This is a genomic window from Roseateles koreensis (assembly GCF_028595305.1).
In the GTDB taxonomy this organism is placed as follows: domain Bacteria; phylum Pseudomonadota; class Gammaproteobacteria; order Burkholderiales; family Burkholderiaceae_C; genus Paucibacter_A; species Paucibacter_A koreensis.
Window position 1 is genome coordinate 335430 of the sequence record NZ_JAQQXS010000001.1, and the last position, 19261, is coordinate 354690.

Sequence of the window (19261 nt, forward strand, 5' to 3'; positions counted from 1 at the left end):
CGAGGAATTGAGATGAATATCGAACAAGCCCGCTTCAACATGATCGAACAGCAGATTCGCCCCTGGAATGTGCTGGACGCGGGCGTTTTGGCCTTGTTGGCCGTGGTGAAGCGCGAAGATTTTGTGCCCACGGCTTACAAGAGCGCGGCCTTCATGGACACCGAACTGCCCCTGCCGGGCGGCCAGCAAATGCTGGCGCCGCGCCTGGAAGCACGCCTGCTGCAGACCTTGAATGTGTCGCGCCACGAGAAGGTGCTGGAAATCGGCACGGGCAGCGGCTTCATGGCCGCATTGCTCGGCCACAAGGCACAGCGCGTGTTCAGCTTGGAAACGAATCCTGAGTTGGCGGCTTTGGCTCGGGAAAATCTGCGCCGCTCCGGTGTGCGCAATGTCGTCGTGCAAGAGCAGGACGGCGTGCACGGCTTGGCGGGCGAGGCGCCTTTTGATGCCATCTTGCTGTCGGGTTCCGTCGCCGAGGTGCCGCCTCAATTGTTGAATCAACTCAAGGTGGGCGGCCGTTTGCTGGCGATTGTGGGCGACGAGCCCGTGATGCGCGCCCGCTTGGTGACGCGTGTTGGCGACAACGAGTTCCGCGGCGTTGATCTGTTCGACACCATCGCGCCGCGCCTGCAGGGCTTTGGCGAGCGCAGCGGTTTTGCTTTCTGAGCTGCAAGCCGTACACCCGATGATGCAGATCAGCCCTCGCGAGTTGGTGGCGCTGTGCGGTGCCTCAACGGGTGAGCCCTTGCGGCTGCTGGATGTGCGCGAGCCCTGGGAGGCTGCGCTGGCCAGCATCCGGCTGGAAGGCGCGGAGGCCCGTCTCATGCCCATGTCGCAGGTGCCGGCGCTCTGCAGCACGCTCGACCCCAAGCAGCCCATCGTCTGCTATTGCCATCATGGGGTGAGAAGTCTGCAGGTCGTCGCATTTTTGCTGCGCCAGGGCTTCGAAACCGTCTATAACCTCGCCGGTGGCATCGATGCTTGGTCGCAAGACATCGACGCATCGGTATCTCGATATTGACTGGCCTGACGGCCTTAACAGACGACTCATTGGTCGCACCCACCCATGTTGACAAGGACGCTCATGACTGAATCGCGTGCAACTTCTTTGCGCATCGCCCCCCATCGACTCGGGTTGGCGCTTCTCCTGGCGTTTGGCTCGGCCGGTGCCGTGCAGGCGCAGAGTTTGCAAGAGCTTTATGACGCCGCACGCGGGTTTGATGCGAGCTATCTCTCGGCCCGTTCTTTGTCGGATTCAGCGCAGTACAAGGCTGCGCAGGCGGACGCTCTGGGCCGCCCCAGCCTGGGGCTGGGCGGCAGCTACACCGGCCAGCGTCTCGAGCCTGTCAGCGGTTTGAACTTCAACGCGGCCACCGCCCAAGTCGGCCTGACTGGCAAATATGCGCTCTACAACCCGGCCAGCTCGGCCACCATCGCGCAGGCACAGCGGGCCTTGAGCGTTGCGCAGGCCGATCTTGAGGTGGCCGAACAAGACTTGATTGTCCGAATGGCGCAAGCCTATTTTGATGTGCTGGCTGCCAAAGACACTTTGTCCACCAGCCAAGCCGCCAAGGCCGCTATCGCTGAACAACTGGCTTCCGCAAAACGCAATTTCGAGGTGGGCACCGCCACCATCACCGACACCCGTGAAGCCCAGGCCCGTTTTGACCTGGCAACCGCGACCGAGATCGCCGCCGACAACGACCTGAGGGTCAAGAGCGTGACGCTGGACCAATTGGTGGGCCGTGTGGGCGTGACACCGAAGCCATTGGCCGTGCCAGTCGCCTTGCCTGCGGTTCTGCCGGTGACGGTGGACCCTTGGGTGACGCAGGCGGACGAATTGCACCCGTCGATCCGCAAGGCCCGCCTGGCGCTTGAAGTGGCCAAGCTGGACACCACCAAGGCTCGGGCCAATGATGGTGTCACGGTTGACATGACGGGCTCAGTGGCCGTCTCTAACGAGCGGACCAACATCAAGAATCCTCAGATCGCCACAGGCGCCGGAGAAGGTACGGCCAAAACCGCCTCTTTGGGCCTGAGCATCAATTACCCCTTGTATGCCGGCGGTGCCAACCAAAATCGCATCAAGGAAACCCTGATTTTGGAAGAGAAGGCGCGCAACGACCTGGACTACGCGCGCCGCAGCGTGGCTGAAGGGACCAAGCGGGCCTTCTTCGGCGTGCAATCGCTCAACGCCCAGGTGAAAGCCTATGAGGCCGCCGAGTCTTCCTCCAAGTTGGCGCTTGATGCCACGCAACTGGGCTACAAAGTCGGCGTACGGGTCAACTTGGACGTGCTGAACGCCCAGACGCAGCTCTACACCACCCAGCGCGACTTGGCCAAGGCGCGCTATGACGTGCTGGTCAACGGCCTCAAGCTGCGCCAGGCCTCAGGGCAACTCAAGGCTGAAGATGTGTCGGCCGTGAATCAGTTGCTGGCCAAATAATCTGTCCTCTTTGAAGACTCTGTGAAACCCGCTGCGGCGGGTTTTTTGCTGTCGATGAAAATGCTGCCATGCTTTATTTGATTTCTCCCGCCAAGGCGCTGGACTACGAAACGCCCACGCCAGAGGCTGTGAAGGCGCTGAGCACGCAGCCGCAGTTCGTGGCGCAGTCCCGCGCGTTGATCGACATCCTCCGGGCCCAATCTGAAGGCCAGGTGGCCGCCCTCATGCATTTGTCGGATGACTTGGCGCGACTCAATGTCGCGCGTTATCAAAGCTGGCGGCCACAATTCACGCATGAGAACAGCAAGCCTGCCGCCTTTGCGTTTGATGGCGATGTCTACGGCGGCCTATCGGCCCCGACATTGAGCCTGGCTGACCTGGGCTGGGCCCAGCAGCATCTGGCGATTCTGTCGGGCCTGTATGGTGTGCTGCGCCCCTTGGATCTGGTGCAGCCCTATCGGCTTGAAATGGGTACCCGCTTGGCCAATCCATCAGGCGCCAGCCTTTACAGCTTTTGGGGTGATCAATTGGCCGAGCATCTCAATCAGCGTGCTGCGGCGGCGCAAGTGCCGGTCATCGTGAACTTGGCCTCGCAGGAGTATTTTCGGGCGGCGGATCGAGCTTGCCTGAAGCCGCGGGTCATTGAGTGCCAGTTCGAGGACTGGAAAAATGGGCAATACAAGATCATCAGTTTTTTTGCCAAGCGCGCACGCGGCCTGATGGCACGTTACGCCATCACTGAGCGCATTGACACGCCGGCGGGTTTGCGGGATTTCAATCGAGAGGGCTATGCCTTTGAGTCAGCCTTGTCGACGCCTGAGCGCCTGTTGTTTCGGCGCCGCCTGGCCTGACGAGCAGAGTAGGGGGGGCACACATGTCGACGCAGTTGGTCACGGTGGAAGTGCGGCGTTGGATCGCCGTTCAATTCAAGGAAGGGCATGACCAGAACAAGATTCTGGCCGCCTTGCGGGCCAGCGGTTGGGACGCCGATGTGGCGGAACAAGCGGTGCAAGCGGTTCTGGGCAAGCAAGGTCAGCAACCCGGTTTGAAACGTTTTGAAGCAGCGCAGCGGGCGTTGCCGCCTTCGGGTCGCCTCCCTGAACCTGACTTGACGGCGGAGCGTTCGGAGTGCGTCGTGGAGGGGCATACCGTCAAGGTTCTACTGACCCTGGCGCAGCCTCGCATCGTTGTTTTTGGGGGCTTGTTGTCCGACGAAGAATGCGATGCCTTGGTGGCGCGCGCACGCCCAAGAATGTCGCGTTCTGAAACGGTTGCAGACACCTCCGTTGGCAGTGAGGTCAACACCGCCCGCACCAGTGACGGCATGTTCTTTACACGCGGTGAGGATGCCTGTGTTGCGCGGATCGAATCACGCATCGCCGCACTCTTGAATTGGCCGGTCGAGAACGGTGAGGGCCTGCAAGTTTTGCATTACCGCCCTGGTGCTGAATATCAGCCGCACTATGACTATTTTGATCCTGGCCATGTGGCGACCCCCGCGATTCTTGCGCGTGGCGGGCAGCGCGTAGGCACTTTGGTGATCTATCTCAATACGCCTGAGGCGGGCGGTGCGACAGTGTTCCCGGACATTCAACTGGCCGTGTCACCGGTGAAGGGTAACGCTGTGTTTTTCAGTTATGACCAGCCGGACCCCGGTACACAAACACTCCACGGCGGCGCCCAGGTTTGCGCAGGTGAAAAATGGGTCGCCACCAAATGGTTGCGTGAAGGTGAGTTCATTTGACAGGGTAGGGCAGCGCTGCGCCTAAAATTGGCGCAGGCAAATTTCCGCTGAATAGACGACTGGAGAAATTCTTGATGAAAAAGACGATAGTTCTGGCCCTGGCCAGTTTGGTGAGCAGCTTGGCTTTGGCACAGCAAATTCCCCAGCAGGCCCCTCAACAGGCCGCGCAGCCGATGCCGCCAGCCGTTGCCGGCCGAGTTATCAGCGAGCCCACTGCCCAGGCCCCCGCCAAGGCCGAAAGCAGTGCCAAGAAGAGCAAGTCAAGCAAGAAAAACGCTTCACACGCGTCTTCCGGCAAAAAGTCCAAGAAGACCAAGAAGTCGGCCGCAGGTAAGTCGTCCAGCAAAACCAAGACGGCTGGCGCTCACAAGGCCAAGACCAAGCACCCCGCACACAAGGTGCATTGAAAATTAATGGGGTCAAAAAATTAATGGGGTCAGAGTCGATTTATCAATAAATCGACTCTGACCCCATTTGTTTGATAAATCGACTCTGACCCCATTTGTTTGTTGGCTGTTCCAGCAAACAAAAAGGGCATCCGAAGATGCCCTTTTTGTTGTGCTGGAGCGCGAACGCTCAGACGCGCTTGCGGTACTCGTGCGTGCGGGTGTCGATTTCGATCTTGTCGCCTTGGGCAACGAAGATGGGCACCGGGATTTCGAAGCCGGTAGCGATCTTGGCAGGCTTGAGCACCTTGCCGGAGGTGTCGCCCTTGACGGCGGGCTCAGTCCAGGTCACTTCGCGCACCACGGACGTGGGCATTTCAACCGAGATGGCCTTGCCGTCGTAGAACACCACTTCTACGGGCATCGCATCTTCCAGGTAAGAAACGGCGTCGCCCATGTTCTCGGCTTCGACTTCGAACTGGTTGTAGTCGGTGTCCATGAACACATACATCGGGTCAGCGAAGTAGGTGTAGGTGCAGTCTTTCTTTTCCAGAATGACTTGGTCCATCTTGTCGTCGGCCTTGAACACGACTTCGGTGCCCGAGCTGTTCAGCAGGCTCTTGAGTTTCATGCGCACGGTGGCGGCATTGCGGCCACCACGGCTGTATTCGGTCTTCAAAACGACCATCGGGTCCTTGCCGTGCATGATCACGTTGCCGGCGCGGATTTCTTGTGCAATCTTCATGGGTGTTCCGATATTGGAGGGACAGATGTTGCGGGTGGCCATTCGTTCGGGTGAGGGCATATGCCTGTCACCGTCGCGGCGGGTTCATGTCCCTGGCCAATAAAGCAGCAATTTGAATTAATGCCGACGGTACCCAAGGCGCTGGGCCTTAGATGCCTTAGATGCCTGAGTTCCACTGAGCCGGGTCGTCAAAACAACCAGCTCGGCGAGCCTCTTGCGTGGCAAAGCGTCGGATTTTAGCTTGTTTTGCGGGCGAGATGGATCAGTTGGCTGGTGAGATCGTCTTGTTCCGCCAAATGTGCACGCCAAGCTTGGGCGTGTGCCGGCCCAAGCCGCAGCAGTTCCGGCAGGTTCAGGCTTGGGGTGGCCCAGGGTTGAAGGCCGTTCCACTGCCGCCACAGGGTGCGATAGTGATTGGCTAGCGTGGCATCAGCATCAGCCAGCCAGCGCGCCATAAAGGCTTCCAGCTTGGGTGCATGTGCCAGGTCGTCTTGGGGGTAGATGTGCCAAACGAAGGGCTTGCCGGCCCACTGCGCGCGCACGAAGGAGTCTTCACCGCGCACAAAATTGAGGTCGCAGGCCCAGAGCAATCGGTCGAAATTCGGCTGGCTCAAAAATGGCAGGGCTAGCCAGTTCAAGTCGGCCGGCAGTGTCATGCGGGTCATTTGGTCCTGAACCTTGCCGGCGCAAACGAGCAGCAAAACGTCGGCTTGCGCCAGCTCCGACAGCAGCGCCGGGAGCGCCATGTTGGCGTAGGTAAACAGGCTGACCACAGTTTGGCCAGCCCGGCGATGCACGCCATGCGACGACAGCCAGGCGGCCGCATCAAATTCCGCTTGAGATTTCAGCAGATCGGGCTCGCGCAAGAGACCGCCGGTGCGGGAGGTGAAGCCGGGGTAAAAAAAACGCTTAGTCAAGCCGCGCCCCGGCCCGCTGAATTGCGGCGAACTCAGGCCGTGGCTGCGCTCCACATAGCTCTCAGCGCTAAGATATTCAAGATTCAGCCATAGCGGTGGGCGCGCTTGCACGGCCATCTGGGCCACGAAGGCTTTGGGCAACTCGCAGCCAAAGGCTTCGATGACGACGTCGGGCGGCGCCAGCCCTGCGGCGGGCGCGTCCCAGTGGCGGATTTCGATGCTGGCAGGCCTGGGATGTGGCGCCATCCACTGCAGTGCGGAGGGGTCGTCGATCCACAAACGCAGCTTTTCACCTCGCGCGGCCAAGTCGTGTGCGAGCCGCCAGCAAACACCCACGTCACCGAAGTTGTCGACCACGCGGCAAAACAAATCCCATTGCAAACTCATGGCGCAATTATCAAGGCGCCGCTGAGCCGCTTGCTGTCGGGCTGCTGTGGGGGCGGCACAATCGGGTCCCATGCAAGCCAGTGAGACTCCTGATCCTGCCCAATCGCCTTTGAGCGATGCTGAACTGGGCGCCCAAAAACAAGCCGAGTGGACCGCCGAGCGCCAGATGATCGAAGCTGCCGAGGCGCAGCGTGTGGCCGAAATGGAGCGGGCCGCCGTTGCGCAGCGCGAAAAAATCTTGGCCCAGGTCGCCGCTTTACCGGGGTTGCCGGGTGTCTATCGCTACTTTGACGCCCAGGATCAAGTGCTTTATGTGGGCAAGGCCAAGCACCTGAAGCGCCGGGTGTCCAGCTACTTTCAGAAAGACCACGGTGGCACACGCATTGGCATGATGGTGGCGCGCATTGCGCGGCTCGACACCACAGTGGTCCGCACGGAGGCTGAGGCGCTGCTGCTGGAAAACAACCTGATCAAAACCTTGAACCCCAAGTTCAATATTTTGTTCAAGGACGACAAGAGTTACCCCTATCTCAAGTTGAGCGGCCATGCCTACCCGCGGATCAGCTATTACAGGGGGGCGGTGGATCGGCGTCACCGTTACTTCGGGCCCTTTCCCAGTGCCTGGGCAGTGAAGGAGTCGATGCAACTGATCCAGAAGGTTTTCAAGCTGCGCACCTGTGAAGACACTGTGTTCAACAACCGCAGCCGCCCCTGCTTGGTATACCAGATTCGGCGCTGTTCGGGGCCTTGCGTGCCTGAGGGACAAACCGCTGATTACGCACGCAATGTGAGCAACGCCGAACGGTTTTTGCTGGGTGAAACTCAGGAGGTGATGGACGGCCTGCAAGCACAGATGATGGCGCATGCGGAGCGGCTGGAGTTTGAGCTGGCGGCCGAGCGCCGCAACCAGATCCAAGCCTTGGCGAGTGTGCTGCAGCAGCAGTCGATGGACGAAAACAGCGCCACGGGACGGGACCGGGACGTCGACATTCTGGCCGCCAAGGTGCATGGCGGGCGCGCTTGCGTGAACTTGGCGATGGTGCGCGGTGGCCGGCACCTGGGGGATCGGGCCTTCTTCCCCAAACACGTGGAAGAGGCCACCGCGCTTCGGCTCGACCTGGATGGCGATGAGGATGGCGACAAGGGCGGCGGCGCTGATGGCGCGGGCGATGAGGCCGGATCAATCACAGCGTACTCGCCCGAGCGCCAGGTGCTGGAAGCCTTCATGGCGCAACACTATCTCGACGCGTCAGTGCCCTCGTTGATCGTGGTGAGTGAGGCGGTGGACGATGCGTTGGCGCAGGCCTTGACCCAGCAAGCCGGCTTCAAGGTCACCACGCAAGCGCAGCCCCGCGGGCAGCGGCGCATCTGGCAGGACATGTGTATCAAGGGCGCTGAGTTGGCCTTGGCGCGTTTGTTGTCTGAAGAGGGCTCGCAGCAGGCGCGTACGCGGGCCTTGCTTGAAGCCCTGGATTTGTCAGCCCCAGATTTGGACACCTTTCGCATCGAGTGTTTTGACATCAGCCATACCGCGGGTGAATCGACGATGGCGTCGTGCGTGGTGTTCGAGTCGCACCAGATGCAGAGCAGCGAGTACCGGCGCTACAACATTGACGGAATCACCGGTGGCGACGACTATGCCGCGATGCGGCAGGTGCTGACTCGCCGCTACAGCAAACTGGCCGAAGCGGCGCAATTGGGGACGGGGCGTTTGCCAGATCTGGTGCTGGTGGATGGTGGCCGGGGTCAAGTCTCGATGGCGCGCGAGGTGTTCGAAGAGTTGGGCCTGGACTTGAGCCTGATCGTCGGTGTGGAAAAGGGCGAGGGCCGCAAGGTGGGGCTCGAAGAATTGGTGTTCGCGGATGGCCGTGTCAAAGTGTCATTGGGCCGGGACTCTGCCGCCTTGATGCTGGTGGCGCAAATACGCGATGAGGCGCACCGTTTCGCAATCACGGGCATGCGCGCCAAGCGCGCTGCCGTGCGCACGGGCGGCTCACGTTTGGAGGATGTGGACGGCGTGGGGCCGAAAAAGCGGGCCCAACTGCTGCAGCGTTTTGGGGGAGTGCGTGGCGTGGCGCAGGCCAGCGTCGAAGAAATTGCGACGGTCAAAGGCATATCCCGTGAATTGGCAGAGGAAATTTATCGTGTCTTGCATTGAAACTGCGCCCGCTTGGTCCCGCGTGGCCTTGGGCTTGGGACTGGCGGCCTTGTTGTCCGGCTGTTCGATGGATGGCGGCCCTCGCCCTGCTGCGGGCAGCACGCCCCAGGTGGGTACGGCATCCGAGGCTGCCGGCGGTGTTGTGGGCCGTGGCGATCCAGCCCCCAAGCCTTCGCCCGGCAACAGTTCGGCCGAGGGCAAACCGGTGGTGCTCGCGCAGCCGAAGCCGGTGCGCAACGGCGACGAATTGCGCAAGCAGGCGGCCCAGCGTCTGGTGGCAGCCAACCCGGAACACAGTTATATGGGCGAGGTGCCGGCCATCTTGTTGGCCATCCCTGTGTTGGAAGTCGAATTGAAGCGGGACGGCAGCATCAAAGCCATCACCGTGTTGCGCAAGCCCGGGCAAGCACTCGAAACCTTGCAACTGGCGATGGACGCCGTACACCGTGCCGCGCCGTATGGTGATGTCTCCGCCATGCCGCGACCCTGGAAATTCACCGAGACCTTTTTGTTCAACGACGAGCGCAAATTCAAGCCGCGAACGCTGGACTGATGTATCGCGCTATGCCCTGGGCTGAAAAACTTGGGGCTGCGGTGAAGCGCGTGAAGGACTGCGGTGGCTGCACCTCCGTGTCGGCGCAACAATAAAGCCACATTCTCTGCCGGCCCAGGGCAAATCATGCCCTTTTGTTGTGCACAATGCCCAGCATGTTCTTCACACTGCCTACGCTCTTCACTTGGGCCCGCATCGTCGCCATTCCGCTGATCGTGGGGGTGTTCTACCTGGACATTTCTGCGGTCAATCAGAATCTGCTGGCCACCGGCCTGTTTGTGCTGGTTGCGCTAACGGACTGGCTTGACGGCTACTTGGCGCGCAAGCTGAATCAAGCCTCCGCCTTCGGGGCCTTTCTGGATCCGGTGGCGGACAAAATTCTGGTGTGCGCCGCCTTGCTCGTCTTGTTGGAATTGGGGCGCGTCAATGCGCTGGTGGCCTTGGTCATCATCGGGCGCGAGATCACCATTTCTGCGCTGCGTGAGTGGATGGCGCAGATCGGCGCGTCGCGCAGTGTGGCTGTGCACATGGTCGGCAAGCTCAAGACCACAGTGCAGATGGTGGCGATTCCCTTTTTGCTGTTTGATGGCCGCCTGTTTGACCTGATCCCCACGCATGTTTGGGGCACTTGGTTGATTTACCTGGCGGTGATCTTGACCATCTGGTCCATGGTCTATTACCTGCAAAAAGCGCTTCCTGAAATTCGCGCCAAAGCGCGCTGAATGTGCGACCGGCGCATGCTGCGTGTCGATTGGTCAGATCTTTTGTATCAGGATTTTTCCTTGGCCCTGACGGGTCTTGAATCCGCATAAAATCCGCTGCTTCGCGGCGTTCGGGTCGGCGCCGCAACCCCTTTTGAAATTCTGCTCGCTATTGCGTTTGTTGAATTGTTTCGAGCAGTGAAACATCTACCGCCGTGCATTGCGTGCAGCGCGGGCCTGAACATCTGAGCGTGCCGTGGGCACGCTTACCCACCTTTGAGAGGTATCGAAGTGAACAAGTCTGAACTGATCGATCACATTGCCGTGCAAGCCGATATTTCCAAAGCGGCGGCGGCGCGTGCACTCGAAGCTGTGATCGGCAGCGTCAAGAGCACACTGAAGAAAAATGGCTCCGTTTCTTTGGTGGGGTTTGGGACCTTCAGCGTGACCCAGCGCGAAGCGCGCTCTGGCCGCAATCCGCGCACGGGCGACACCATCAAGATTGAGGCCGCCAAAGTGCCAAAATTTCGTCCCGGAAAAGCTTTGAAGGACGCTGTGAATTAAATCCCGTATAATTACGGGCTTCGCGGGTGCTTAGCTCAGTTGGTAGAGCATCTCCTTTACACGGAGGCGGTCGGCGGTTCGAGCCCGTCAGCACCCACCAAATACCGTGCTATGTTCAACGGCCCAGTGTCCACGTCAAGTGCGGCGGTGCATGGATGGGGTGTTAACTTGGCGCATGGCATTCACCCACAATGCCAACTCATTCAAAGGCGGACCTCGGTTCGCCTTTGTCGCATTCGCATGCATGTCTGAGGTTTTTCGATGTTTGAGTTCGTCCGTAAGCACACGCGCCTGTTCCAATTCATCTTGTTGATTCTGATCCTGCCTTCCTTTGCTTTGGTCGGAATGCAGGGCTACACCAGTTTCATGGACAACGCCAACGCAGGCGTGGCGACCGTGGATGGCCGCAAGATCACGCAGACGGAATGGGATGCCGCGAATCGCCAGCAGGCCGAGCGTCTGCGCGCCCAAATGCCCAATCTGGACCCCAAGCTGCTGGACTCCCCCGAGGCTCGCAAGGAAGCGTTGGAGGGTTTGATTCGCGAGCGAGTGCTGCAAGCCGCGGCCAAGGACCAGCATTTCGTCGTCAACGACGAGCGTCTGCAATCGATGTTCCAGAACGACCCGCAGTTCGCCTTCTTGCGCAACCCCGATGGCACCGTCAACAAGTCTTTGCTGGCCGCGCAAGGCATGAGCTCGCAAATGTTTGTTGAGCGCCTGCGTCAAGACCTGGCATTGCGCCAAGTGACACAAGGCGTGGCAGGCTCGACCCTGGCCACCAGCGCGAATGCCAATGCTGCATTCGACGCCTTGTTGCAGCAGCGTGAGGTGCAGGTGCAGCGCTTCGAGGCCAAAGACTTCCTGGCCAAGGTTTCGCCGACTGATGCGCAATTTGAAGCCTTCTACAAAGATCCGGCCAACGCAAGCTTGTTCCAACTGCCCGAGAACGCGCAAATCCAATACGTGGTGTTGGACCTCGAAGCCTTGAAGGTCGGTGTCTCGTTCAATGAAGAAGACCTGCGCAAGTACTACGAAGAAAATGCTTCGCGTTATGCCGTTGCCGAAGAGCGCCGCGCCAGCCACATCTTGATCAAGGTCGACAAGACAGCCTCCGCTGAGGTGCGCGGCAAGGCCAAGGCGCGTGCAGAAGAACTGTCAGCGCAGGCACGCAAGAACCCGTCGGCGTTTGCTGAATTGGCACGTAAAAACTCGCAGGATGAAGGCTCTGCTGTGAATGGCGGCGACCTTGATTTCTTCGGCCACGGTGCGATGGTCAAGTCCTTCGACGATGCTGTGTTTGCCATGAAAAAAGGCGAAATCAGTGCCCCGATCGAATCAGAGTACGGCTACCACGTGATCGAGTTGACCGCCATTCGTGGCGGCGACAAAAAAAGCTTTGATTCGGTGCATGCCGAGGTTGAGGCTGAGGTTCGCAAACAGTTGGCGCAAAAGCGTTATTCAGAGGCCGCTGAGCAGTTCAGCAATTTGGTGTATGAGCAAGCCGACAGCCTGCAGCCTGCGGCAGACAAACTGAAATTGAGCCTCAGCACCGCAACAGTTCAGCGCACGCCGGCTTTGGGTGCAACCGGCCCGCTCGCTTCGGCCAAATTGCTGGAGTCCATTTTTAGCAACGACGCGCTGCGCAACAAACGCAACACCGAGGCCGTAGAAACCGCCGCCAACCAAATGACTGCCGCCCGCGTGGTTCAGTACAACCCTGCCAAACTGCAGAGCCTGGACGACGTGAAAGACAAGGTTCGCGCTCAAGTCGTGGGCAAGCTGGCGATGGCCGAGGCTGTCAAAGCAGGACAAGCACGACTTGAGTCTCTGAAGGCGGGTGGAGACGCCGCCGGTTTGGGTGAGGCCACCTGGGTTTCACGCGCCAAGGCGAGCGGGTTATCGCGCAAGGTCTTGGAAGCCGTGCTGGCGGCGGATGTGAGCAAACTGCCGACGAGCGTGGGCGTGGACACGGGCGAGGGCGCCTACGTGGTGCTGCGCCTCAACCAATTGCAAGACCGCGACCCGGCTGTGATCGACGCCAAACGCGCCGCCCAGCAATATGCCCAAGCCTGGAGCGCGGCAGAATCTCAAGCCTACTTCGCCGCCTTGAAGCGCCACTACAAAGTGGTGCTGAAGGCACCGGCCACAGCCGTCTCGGCGGCTTCTGCCGCTCAACCTTGACCGCCTGAAAGAGACGCCTCAGGCCTTGTCCACCGCGGGTGAAGCATGGCCACGGCGGCGCGCTGATTCAACGACGCGGGCAAGCTTGCTGCGTGTACGACATAAAAAATTCAAAATTTCTTGAAGACCTTCAAAACAGACGAAAATTCGTTCTATAATGAGAGTCTTCGCAGTGATCGAGATTAGTTTTATTCGATTGCTCCGCAAGTTTCAGTGGTGGCTGTAGCTCAGTTGGTAGAGCTACGGATTGTGATTCCGTCGGTCGTGGGTTCGAGCCCCATCAGCCACCCCAAAAAATGCCAGTAAAAACAAGGACCTTCGGGTCCTTGTTTCGTTTCAGGGGCGCGCTGGGGGCGAATCCTTCTCATTTGAGGGAGTTATGCCACATCGATGGCGACTTCAAAGACTACAAGTTGTGCCCCGCCATGATCGGACATGCCGGAAAGACCTGTTCCAGGATCAGCGTGTGAGTCCTCGCCTTGGTGACGCCGACGCGCAGAATCTTCCTGCTGCGCCAGTACGGTGGAAACCTTCTCACATCAATTGGCAACCCATCCCGAGCCCGCATGCCATTGGCTTTCAAAATCCTCCCCGACCGTCGGGGACTTGAGCAGTGGTAGCAGAAGTCCACGCAACGCATCGATCACTGTCGCCAGCGCCATCTTCTCCAAGGAGTTCTTGCGCAGGAAACCCAGCGTGAGTCACCATCAAGGGCAAAGGCTGAATTGTTGGCCTGCACCATGCCCCTCCCCGAAGTCATCGTCGGTTTTGCCGCCTATAGTTGAAGCAAGGGCATGCAGCCTACAGGAGATGAATTGATGAACTCGCCCTATCACCGCTTCAGTGAATTGTTCGCCCAGTTGGGGCTGCCCTCGAACGACGAGGCGATCCGTCGGTTCATTGCCGAGCACGCGCCTCTGGCTGGGGAAATCAAGCTTGAAGACGCAGCGTTTTGGACCGCTGCGCAGGCCCAATTGCTGCGTGAGACCATCATTGATGACGCCGATTGGGCCGATGTGGTGGACCACCTCAACGCCGCGCTGCGCTCGGTGTTGTGACCGGCGAACAGGTTGATGGGCAGATGGGCTGATGCGCTGATGCGCTGATGCGCTGATGCGCTGATGCGCTGATGCGCTGATGCGCTGATGCGCTGATGCGCTGATGCGCTGATGCGCCCGTCATCTCAGCCATGGAACGATGTGTTCACGCTGTAGGGACTGCTGAGATCGGGTTGTCACCCTCACCCTACTGACCATGCGGGCGGCCTTCGCTGCCCCGAAATAGCAGGAGCTTTTGATGAAGACGGTTCTTTCGACCCGCAGTGCGCCGAGCCGCCATTGGGTTGGCGACGGATTTCCCGTGCATGGGATGTTTGGCTACAACGAAGGCGCTGTCGAGCGGAGCCCTTTTTTGATGCTGGACTACGCTGCCCCCACCCATTTCGAGCCAACGAGCGCTCGGCGCGGTGTGGGCCAACATCCGCATCGGGGGTTCGAGACGGTCACGATTGTCTATGCCGGTGAGGTCGAACACCGTGATTCGACCGGCCAGGGCGGTGTGATTGGTCCTGGCGATGTGCAGTGGATGACCGCAGGCGGCGGCATTCTGCATGAGGAGTTTCACTCGGCCCAATATGCCAAGACGGGCGGCCCCTTCGAGATGGTGCAATTGTGGGTGAACCTGCCGGCACGGGACAAGATGACCATACCGGGATACCAGGCGATTTTGAATGCCGACATTCCCGTCAGCCCTTTGCACAATGCCGAGGGGCAAGCGGCGGGGCAGGTGCGCGTGATTGCTGGTACTTTTGAGGGAGCTCATGGCCCGACTCACACCTTCTCGCCGATGAATGTGTGGGACCTGCGCTTGCAGGGTGGGCATACGGTAGAGTTGCTGCAGCCTGAAGGCTGGTCGGTGCAATTGGTGGTCTTGGCTGGCAAGGTTCGGATCAACGGTGGCACCGTTCTCGGCGCCGCGCAGATGGCCTCTTTGTCGGCCCAGGGCAACGAGTTGCGCATCGAGACCGACAGCGATGCCAAGTTGTTGTTGCTGGCGGGTGAGCCCATCGACGAACCGGTGGTGGGCTATGGCCCCTTCGTGATGAACAGCCAGGCGGAAATTGTGCAGGCGATCGACGACTTCAACGCGGGCAAGTTTGGCCGGATGCGTTGATGTGCAGGGGGCTTTGGCCCCATACCGTAGCTGGTGAGGCTCCCCAAAATTGGAGGCCATATCGCGTCATGTGGGGCCAGGGTCTCAGGACCCGGCCTTGAGCTTGAGGCCCGCCAGCGTCGGGGCAACCAGACGCGGCGAGTTCGCGCCTGGTACGGCAGCAAAACGCGCATCACCGGCATTCCAATCCGCCAGCGCCTGCTCAAGCTCAAGCTGTGTACGTGCGACAAAGTTCCACCACAGCAAGGGTGGGCTGGCAAACGGTTCGCCGCCGAGCACGAGCATCTGGGTGTCAGCCGAGCAATGCAGGTCCAACGCACTGCGGCCGCGATCCAGCTTGAGCAAGGTGCCGGGCATCAAGGCTTCACCCGCCACCGCCGCTGCGCCGCGCAGCACGAGCACCGCATGCTCGAAGCCTGGCTCCAGCGGCAGCGAGGTTTGCACCGCGCTTGTGGTGACCAGATCTAAACCAACCAGAGGGCTGAATACTTCCACCGGAGAACTCGCGCCCAGCGCGTTGCCGACCAACACTGTGATCGTGAGGCCTTCACGTTCGATGATGGGCAGGGTTGGGTAGTGCTCGAAGGCGGGTGCGCGGTTGCGTTCGGTGTCGGGCAGCGCGATCCACATTTGTGCGGCATGCAAGCGACCGCCGTCGACCACGGCATCTTCGCTGTGCACGATGCCATGCCCGGCGGTCATCAGGTTCACCTGACCGGCGCGAATGACTTGCTCATGGCCCAGCGAATCGCGGTGCAGCAATTCGCCCTCGATCATCCAGGTAAAGGTTTGCAGGCCGATATGCGGATGCTGCCCCACATGCATGCCTTGGCCGGGCTCGAACTGCGCCGGGCCGGCGTGGTCCAGAAAACACCAAGCACCCACGGTGCGCAGGCCGTGAGCGGGTAGGGCACGGCGCAGCGTGATGCCGCCCACGACAGACGGCCGGGCTTCGACACGTTGAAGGGATGCGTCGGTGTTGCCGTTGATGGAATCGGCGTGTTGTTCGGCCATTTCGGATCCTTTACTCAGGCGATCGAACTGTCGACGCGAACTTCTCCCGTCAGCAACTTGTGCATGGGGCAGGCGTTCGAGATCTTTAGCAATTGTGCGCGCTGCTCCTCGTTCAGCTCACCTTCCAGCCGGATGCGGCGCACGATGTCGTTGCCGCTGGCGGGCTTGCCATTCGGGTTGAGTTCCAGGGTCACATGAATATCGGCCAGCGGCCACTGCCGACGGACGGCCACCATGCGCAGCGTGATGGCCGTACACGCGCCGAGGCTTGCCAGCATCAGCCGCGTGGGGTCAGGTGCGGCGTTGGCGCCACCGACATCGATGGGTTCGTCGGCCGACCAAGCATGCCCGAGATCATCCTCCAGGGTAACGAGGTAGTTGGTGCTCACCGGCAGCGTAGCGGTGACTCGCGAGATGTTTGGCATGACGGGTTGGTTCCTTGATTCTTCGAAATCAGGTGGAGAGCGTCACGAATGCGCTGCGCTCGGCAACGTCATGACGGCAACACCGTGAGATGACTGTAGATTTGGATTCATCGCGCAGGTAGTCTTTAAAATTGCGCAGCATTGTTCTATTGATAGAACGACAAAGGGTGCCGATGCAAGATCTCAATGATCTCGTTTATTTCGCGCATGTGGTTGATCATCGTGGCTTTGCGCCAGCCGCGCGTGCGCTGGCGGTGCCCAAGTCCAAGCTCAGCCGGCGCATTGCCTTGCTGGAGGAGCGATTGGGTGTGCGGCTGATCCAGCGCTCGACCCGCCGTTTCTCGGTGACCGAGGTGGGCGAGAGCTACTACCGCCGCTGGAAGATTCCAGCCTGGTGATGCGTGAACTGGCCCAGCGCGACCTGTACCTTGTGGCAAGCCCTGATTTGTGCCAACGCCTTCCATTGCCCACCGTGCCGGCGGAACTGGAGAAGCTCCCCAGCCTGGGCGATGGTCCGGCGGACCGGGATCATGTGTGGCAGTTGGTGGGCCCGGCCGGCGCTGTAGCCGATATTCCGCATCGGCCCCGCCTGGTGACTGACGACATGCACGCGTTGCTGGTTGCCGCGGTGGCGGGCCTGGGCGTCGTGCAATTGCCGGCGATGGTGATGGGGGGACGAGCTGCGCGGCGGCCGTTTGGTGCGGCTGTTGCCGGATTGGTGTTCCAAGGGCTCGGTGATCCACGCCGTGTTTCCTTCCCGGCGGGGATTGTTGCCATCGGTTCGTGTGTTGATCGACTTCTTGGCCCAACGGTTCGCGGAGACTGCTGAAGATTGAGTAACCCGTCTGGCGCACCGTTAGCGGAGCCAATGACTCACCAGACGGTCAACTGATGCGTCAAGAGGCGTTGCAGCCAGGAGCGTGAAGCCGTCTCAGAGACATCGCCCTGGCCGACAATTTCAAGGCGTGCGTCCACCACGTCGCCGGACTGCACCACATTGCCGGCCTTGACGTCGCGCGGGTCCACGACGCCTGAGAAGCGCATGGTGCTGACGCCGTTGTTGAAAGCGATGCTGCGCTCGCCACCCACTACCAGATGCCCGTTGGACAGCACGTTGACGACGGACGCGGCGAGGCGACCGGTTAATTTGCTATTGTTCTCTGTGTTGCCGCTGCCTTTGAAAGAGTCCGTGCCGGAGGCGCTAACGTCCATATTCATGAGACCTTTGAGCACGCTGCCCAGGCTGTTGGAGTTGGAGCCCGGGCCCTTGGAGGTGAGGGCGTTGGCACGCGAGTTGTCGGTGCTCAGTTTGCTGCTGGCGCTGAGGATTTCGGAGATATCCACCTTGAGCGTGTCGCCCACATTGCGGGGCCGCCGCTCGGCGGAGAATAAGGAGTCCGTCGCCATGCCCGGTCGGTAGATGCCGCCGGTCACCTGTGCTTCGACATAGGTGGGTGTCATTGCGGGTGCGGCGGTCAGCGGGCCCCGTGTGATGGTGGTCGGCGCCGACGCGCACCCGCACAAGGTGGACAGCCCAGTGAGCAGCAGCAGGCCCAGCGTGGCGAGGCTGCGGTTCTGGCGAGGGGTCGAGGCGCTTTGATGGAGGGTCTGCATCGCTGGGTTTCCGGTGGATATGGGGTGTGGATCAGGGCTGGCCCCGTAGAGGAGGGGCGTCGGCGCTGATGTTCAGGTCGGTGAAATCAAGTCGGCAGGCTCAATGCGCGACAGGGGTCAGCAGGGCCGACACCACGGGGGCCAACTTGCTGCGTGTGGACGCCCATTTGCCTAGCTCCAGGTAATCGTCGACCGTGTAGGCGCTGCTGGCCAGTACCGTGCCGCGTTCAGAACGCAGGGTCAATGCCGCGCGATTCAAATAGGGCTTGTAGTCGCCGCCGAATAATGGAATATCCCAGCGCAGATCAGCCGTATATCTCAACCAGATATTGCAGGCGGGCTGAGTGCTGCCGGGCGGATAGACGCGGCTTTCAATACCGTGTGACTGAAACTCGGCCTGCAGAGCGGGGATAAGATCAATCAATTGGATATTCTCGTTGTATTCGATGCACATCTGTTTGAATGCCGCAAAATTGTGCTGCACCGTGTCGCTCGCGCTGGTGCCGTTCTCGGCGGCGGAATAAACCGCGGCGGAACTGCCCGCTTTGGCCAATTCCCAAAGGGGAATCGGGCTGAGCACAGAGCAGCCGCCAAGCAATAGCGCCGCGGCAAGGGCGATCAGGCTGGTTTGAAGGGTTTTGGGCATGATGAGGTGGGGTGAAGTCAGACCAAATCTTGCACGGCAACCACGGCCATCCCGGCGTAGTTGCCCACGGTGTTCACCGCCGACTCGACGCCCTTGACCACGGCGCTGCTGACTTCGCTGACCTCGTCGCCCACACTCGTCAAGGCCTGGCTGACAGTGTTCACTCCGCTTTGTATAGCGGTGTAGGTGTCGTGCGCCGCGCTTTCTACGCTGCTCAAGCCGCTGCGTGCCCAGGCTTCAACCGCTTGGCCAGCGGCCTCGGCTTCGGTACCCAGGTTGCTGACGGCGCCTTCGACGGAATCAACAGCCGTGTGCAAGCCGTGGGACACAGTCTCGTAGCCCTCGCTTGCTGATTGGGCCAGGGCCTCAAGTGCTTTGCTGCTGAACGCGTAGGTGCTGCTGACCGCATCTTTGGCGGTGTCCGCCACGCCAATGAGGGAGGCGGCCAAAGGCCCGACCGTCTTCACATCGCGCTCATATTTGCCGAGCTCCGGTACGCGGGTTGCATAGGATGATGAAATTGAATCCATATTGATGCCAGCTCCGTTGAAAAGGTGTGGCCATGGTATGGGTGTTGGTTTTTATTTATTTGATGATTAGTGCCTGTG

20 protein-coding genes, 2 tRNA genes and 1 pseudogene are annotated in these 19261 nt (G+C 60.2%); 16 read left to right on the top strand and 7 right to left on the bottom strand.

Annotated elements, in window-relative coordinates:
* The first annotated feature begins 12 nt into the window (after nucleotides 1–12).
* The 6 genes from PRZ01_RS01375 to PRZ01_RS01400 all read left to right on the top strand — a co-directional run bounded on the left by PRZ01_RS01375 (nucleotide 13) and on the right by PRZ01_RS01400 (nucleotide 4597).
* Nucleotides 13–666: a protein-L-isoaspartate O-methyltransferase family protein gene (locus PRZ01_RS01375; protein WP_273594950.1), complete on the top strand. Its 654-nt coding sequence runs from the start codon at nucleotides 13–15 to the stop codon at nucleotides 664–666.
* A 19-nt stretch (nucleotides 667–685) separates the two neighbouring features.
* Nucleotides 686–1021: a rhodanese-like domain-containing protein gene (locus PRZ01_RS01380; protein WP_273594951.1), complete on the top strand. Its 336-nt coding sequence runs from the start codon at nucleotides 686–688 to the stop codon at nucleotides 1019–1021.
* 63 nt (nucleotides 1022–1084) lie between these two features.
* Nucleotides 1085–2446 (top strand): TolC family outer membrane protein, encoded by a 1362-nt coding sequence (locus tag PRZ01_RS01385; protein ID WP_273594952.1) that lies wholly within the window; start codon nucleotides 1085–1087, stop codon nucleotides 2444–2446.
* Nucleotides 2447–2514: 68 nt separating this feature from the next.
* Complete coding sequence (gene yaaA, locus PRZ01_RS01390; protein ID WP_273594953.1) at nucleotides 2515–3297, top strand: peroxide stress protein YaaA; 783 nt, start codon at nucleotides 2515–2517, stop codon at nucleotides 3295–3297.
* A 23-nt stretch (nucleotides 3298–3320) separates the two neighbouring features.
* Nucleotides 3321–4190 carry a 2OG-Fe(II) oxygenase gene (locus tag PRZ01_RS01395; RefSeq protein ID WP_273594954.1) on the top strand — a complete coding sequence of 290 codons (870 nt, stop codon included), beginning with the start codon at nucleotides 3321–3323 and terminating at the stop codon, nucleotides 4188–4190.
* Nucleotides 4191–4264: 74 nt separating this feature from the next.
* Nucleotides 4265–4597, top strand: a complete 333-nt coding sequence (locus PRZ01_RS01400; RefSeq protein WP_273594955.1) for a hypothetical protein — start codon at nucleotides 4265–4267, stop codon at nucleotides 4595–4597.
* A gap of 169 nt (nucleotides 4598–4766) precedes the next feature.
* On the opposite strand, the gene efp is transcribed toward PRZ01_RS01400, so the two are convergent.
* A complete protein-coding gene (gene efp, locus PRZ01_RS01405) occupies nucleotides 4767–5321 on the bottom strand; it encodes an elongation factor P (protein WP_273594956.1) in 555 nt (184 codons plus the stop codon).
* A gap of 236 nt (nucleotides 5322–5557) precedes the next feature.
* On the bottom strand, nucleotides 5558–6625 hold the full coding sequence (gene earP / locus PRZ01_RS01410; RefSeq protein WP_273594957.1) for an elongation factor P maturation arginine rhamnosyltransferase EarP: 1068 nt from the start codon (nucleotides 6623–6625) through the stop codon (nucleotides 5558–5560).
* Between the two features lie 202 nt (nucleotides 6626–6827).
* Here earP and uvrC point away from each other — a divergent pair, with 202 nt between their 5' ends.
* The 9 genes from uvrC (at nucleotide 6828) to PRZ01_RS01455 (ending at nucleotide 14954) form a co-directional block, all read left to right on the top strand.
* The gene (uvrC, locus tag PRZ01_RS01415; protein ID WP_273595050.1) at nucleotides 6828–8783 is read left to right on the top strand and encodes an excinuclease ABC subunit UvrC; all 1956 of its coding nucleotides are present in this window, start codon (nucleotides 6828–6830) and stop codon (nucleotides 8781–8783) included.
* Entirely contained in the window at nucleotides 8770–9336 is a 567-nt protein-coding gene (locus PRZ01_RS01420) for a hypothetical protein (RefSeq protein ID WP_273594958.1), read from the top strand. Before uvrC ends, PRZ01_RS01420 begins: the two co-directional genes overlap by 14 nt.
* Before the next feature lie 155 nt (nucleotides 9337–9491).
* Nucleotides 9492–10058 carry a CDP-diacylglycerol--glycerol-3-phosphate 3-phosphatidyltransferase gene (gene pgsA / locus PRZ01_RS01425; protein ID WP_273594959.1) on the top strand — a complete coding sequence of 189 codons (567 nt, stop codon included), beginning with the start codon at nucleotides 9492–9494 and terminating at the stop codon, nucleotides 10056–10058.
* Between the two features lie 270 nt (nucleotides 10059–10328).
* Nucleotides 10329–10601: an HU family DNA-binding protein gene (locus PRZ01_RS01430; protein ID WP_273594960.1), complete on the top strand. Its 273-nt coding sequence runs from the start codon at nucleotides 10329–10331 to the stop codon at nucleotides 10599–10601.
* Nucleotides 10602–10625: 24 nt separating this feature from the next.
* Nucleotides 10626–10701 (top strand) — tRNA-Val (locus PRZ01_RS01435).
* Nucleotides 10702–10862: 161 nt separating this feature from the next.
* On the top strand, nucleotides 10863–12782 hold the full coding sequence (locus tag PRZ01_RS01440) for a SurA N-terminal domain-containing protein (protein ID WP_273594961.1): 1920 nt from the start codon (nucleotides 10863–10865) through the stop codon (nucleotides 12780–12782).
* Nucleotides 12783–12998: 216 nt separating this feature from the next.
* Nucleotides 12999–13074, top strand: a tRNA-His gene (locus tag PRZ01_RS01445).
* Nucleotides 13075–13600: 526 nt separating this feature from the next.
* Complete coding sequence (locus PRZ01_RS01450; RefSeq protein WP_273594962.1) at nucleotides 13601–13840, top strand: DUF2789 family protein; 240 nt, start codon at nucleotides 13601–13603, stop codon at nucleotides 13838–13840.
* A gap of 238 nt (nucleotides 13841–14078) precedes the next feature.
* Nucleotides 14079–14954 carry a pirin family protein gene (locus tag PRZ01_RS01455; protein ID WP_273594963.1) on the top strand — a complete coding sequence of 292 codons (876 nt, stop codon included), beginning with the start codon at nucleotides 14079–14081 and terminating at the stop codon, nucleotides 14952–14954.
* 84 nt (nucleotides 14955–15038) lie between these two features.
* Here the strand turns inward: PRZ01_RS01455 and PRZ01_RS01460 are convergent, their stop codons facing one another.
* Nucleotides 15039–15968 carry a pirin family protein gene (locus PRZ01_RS01460; protein WP_273594964.1) on the bottom strand — a complete coding sequence of 310 codons (930 nt, stop codon included), beginning with the start codon at nucleotides 15966–15968 and terminating at the stop codon, nucleotides 15039–15041.
* 14 nt (nucleotides 15969–15982) lie between these two features.
* Nucleotides 15983–16393, bottom strand: a complete 411-nt coding sequence (locus tag PRZ01_RS01465) for an OsmC family protein (protein ID WP_273594965.1) — start codon at nucleotides 16391–16393, stop codon at nucleotides 15983–15985.
* 173 nt (nucleotides 16394–16566) lie between these two features.
* On the opposite strand from PRZ01_RS01465, the pseudogene PRZ01_RS01470 reads away from it, so the two are divergent.
* A pseudogene (locus tag PRZ01_RS01470) lies at nucleotides 16567–17229 on the top strand (LysR substrate-binding domain-containing protein).
* Between the two features lie 37 nt (nucleotides 17230–17266).
* On the opposite strand, the gene PRZ01_RS01475 reads toward PRZ01_RS01470, so the two are convergent.
* From PRZ01_RS01475 to PRZ01_RS01485, 3 genes are all read right to left on the bottom strand, one after another.
* The gene (locus PRZ01_RS01475; RefSeq protein WP_273594966.1) at nucleotides 17267–18007 is read right to left on the bottom strand and encodes a flagellar basal body L-ring protein FlgH; all 741 of its coding nucleotides are present in this window, start codon (nucleotides 18005–18007) and stop codon (nucleotides 17267–17269) included.
* Between the two features lie 100 nt (nucleotides 18008–18107).
* Nucleotides 18108–18653 (bottom strand): cell division protein FtsI, encoded by a 546-nt coding sequence (locus PRZ01_RS01480; protein WP_273594967.1) that lies wholly within the window; start codon nucleotides 18651–18653, stop codon nucleotides 18108–18110.
* A gap of 17 nt (nucleotides 18654–18670) precedes the next feature.
* Nucleotides 18671–19183: a hypothetical protein gene (locus PRZ01_RS01485; RefSeq protein WP_273594968.1), complete on the bottom strand. Its 513-nt coding sequence runs from the start codon at nucleotides 19181–19183 to the stop codon at nucleotides 18671–18673.
* Nucleotides 19184–19261: the final 78 nt, after the last annotated feature.

What these genes read in the sequence shown, in the direction of transcription:
- PRZ01_RS01475 (WP_273594966.1), bottom strand. Translation starts at nt 18,007, where the DNA reads ATGCAGACCCTCCATCAAAGCGCCTCGACCCCTCGCCAGAACCGCAGC.
- pgsA (WP_273594959.1), top strand. Translation starts at nt 9,492, where the DNA reads ATGTTCTTCACACTGCCTACGCTCTTCACTTGGGCCCGCATCGTCGCC.
- PRZ01_RS01440 (WP_273594961.1), top strand. Translation starts at nt 10,863, where the DNA reads ATGTTTGAGTTCGTCCGTAAGCACACGCGCCTGTTCCAATTCATCTTG.
- PRZ01_RS01375 (WP_273594950.1), top strand. Translation starts at nt 13, where the DNA reads ATGAATATCGAACAAGCCCGCTTCAACATGATCGAACAGCAGATTCGC.
- PRZ01_RS01380 (WP_273594951.1), top strand. Translation starts at nt 686, where the DNA reads ATGATGCAGATCAGCCCTCGCGAGTTGGTGGCGCTGTGCGGTGCCTCA.
- uvrC (WP_273595050.1), top strand. Translation starts at nt 6,828, where the DNA reads ATGGAGCGGGCCGCCGTTGCGCAGCGCGAAAAAATCTTGGCCCAGGTC.
- PRZ01_RS01400 (WP_273594955.1), top strand. Translation starts at nt 4,265, where the DNA reads ATGAAAAAGACGATAGTTCTGGCCCTGGCCAGTTTGGTGAGCAGCTTG.
- yaaA (WP_273594953.1), top strand. Translation starts at nt 2,515, where the DNA reads ATGCTTTATTTGATTTCTCCCGCCAAGGCGCTGGACTACGAAACGCCC.
- efp (WP_273594956.1), bottom strand. Translation starts at nt 5,321, where the DNA reads ATGAAGATTGCACAAGAAATCCGCGCCGGCAACGTGATCATGCACGGC.
- PRZ01_RS01460 (WP_273594964.1), bottom strand. Translation starts at nt 15,968, where the DNA reads ATGGCCGAACAACACGCCGATTCCATCAACGGCAACACCGACGCATCC.
- PRZ01_RS01455 (WP_273594963.1), top strand. Translation starts at nt 14,079, where the DNA reads ATGAAGACGGTTCTTTCGACCCGCAGTGCGCCGAGCCGCCATTGGGTT.
- PRZ01_RS01485 (WP_273594968.1), bottom strand. Translation starts at nt 19,183, where the DNA reads ATGGATTCAATTTCATCATCCTATGCAACCCGCGTACCGGAGCTCGGC.
- earP (WP_273594957.1), bottom strand. Translation starts at nt 6,625, where the DNA reads ATGAGTTTGCAATGGGATTTGTTTTGCCGCGTGGTCGACAACTTCGGT.
- PRZ01_RS01465 (WP_273594965.1), bottom strand. Translation starts at nt 16,393, where the DNA reads ATGCCAAACATCTCGCGAGTCACCGCTACGCTGCCGGTGAGCACCAAC.
- PRZ01_RS01480 (WP_273594967.1), bottom strand. Translation starts at nt 18,653, where the DNA reads ATGCCCAAAACCCTTCAAACCAGCCTGATCGCCCTTGCCGCGGCGCTA.
- PRZ01_RS01385 (WP_273594952.1), top strand. Translation starts at nt 1,085, where the DNA reads ATGACTGAATCGCGTGCAACTTCTTTGCGCATCGCCCCCCATCGACTC.
- PRZ01_RS01450 (WP_273594962.1), top strand. Translation starts at nt 13,601, where the DNA reads ATGAACTCGCCCTATCACCGCTTCAGTGAATTGTTCGCCCAGTTGGGG.
- PRZ01_RS01395 (WP_273594954.1), top strand. Translation starts at nt 3,321, where the DNA reads ATGTCGACGCAGTTGGTCACGGTGGAAGTGCGGCGTTGGATCGCCGTT.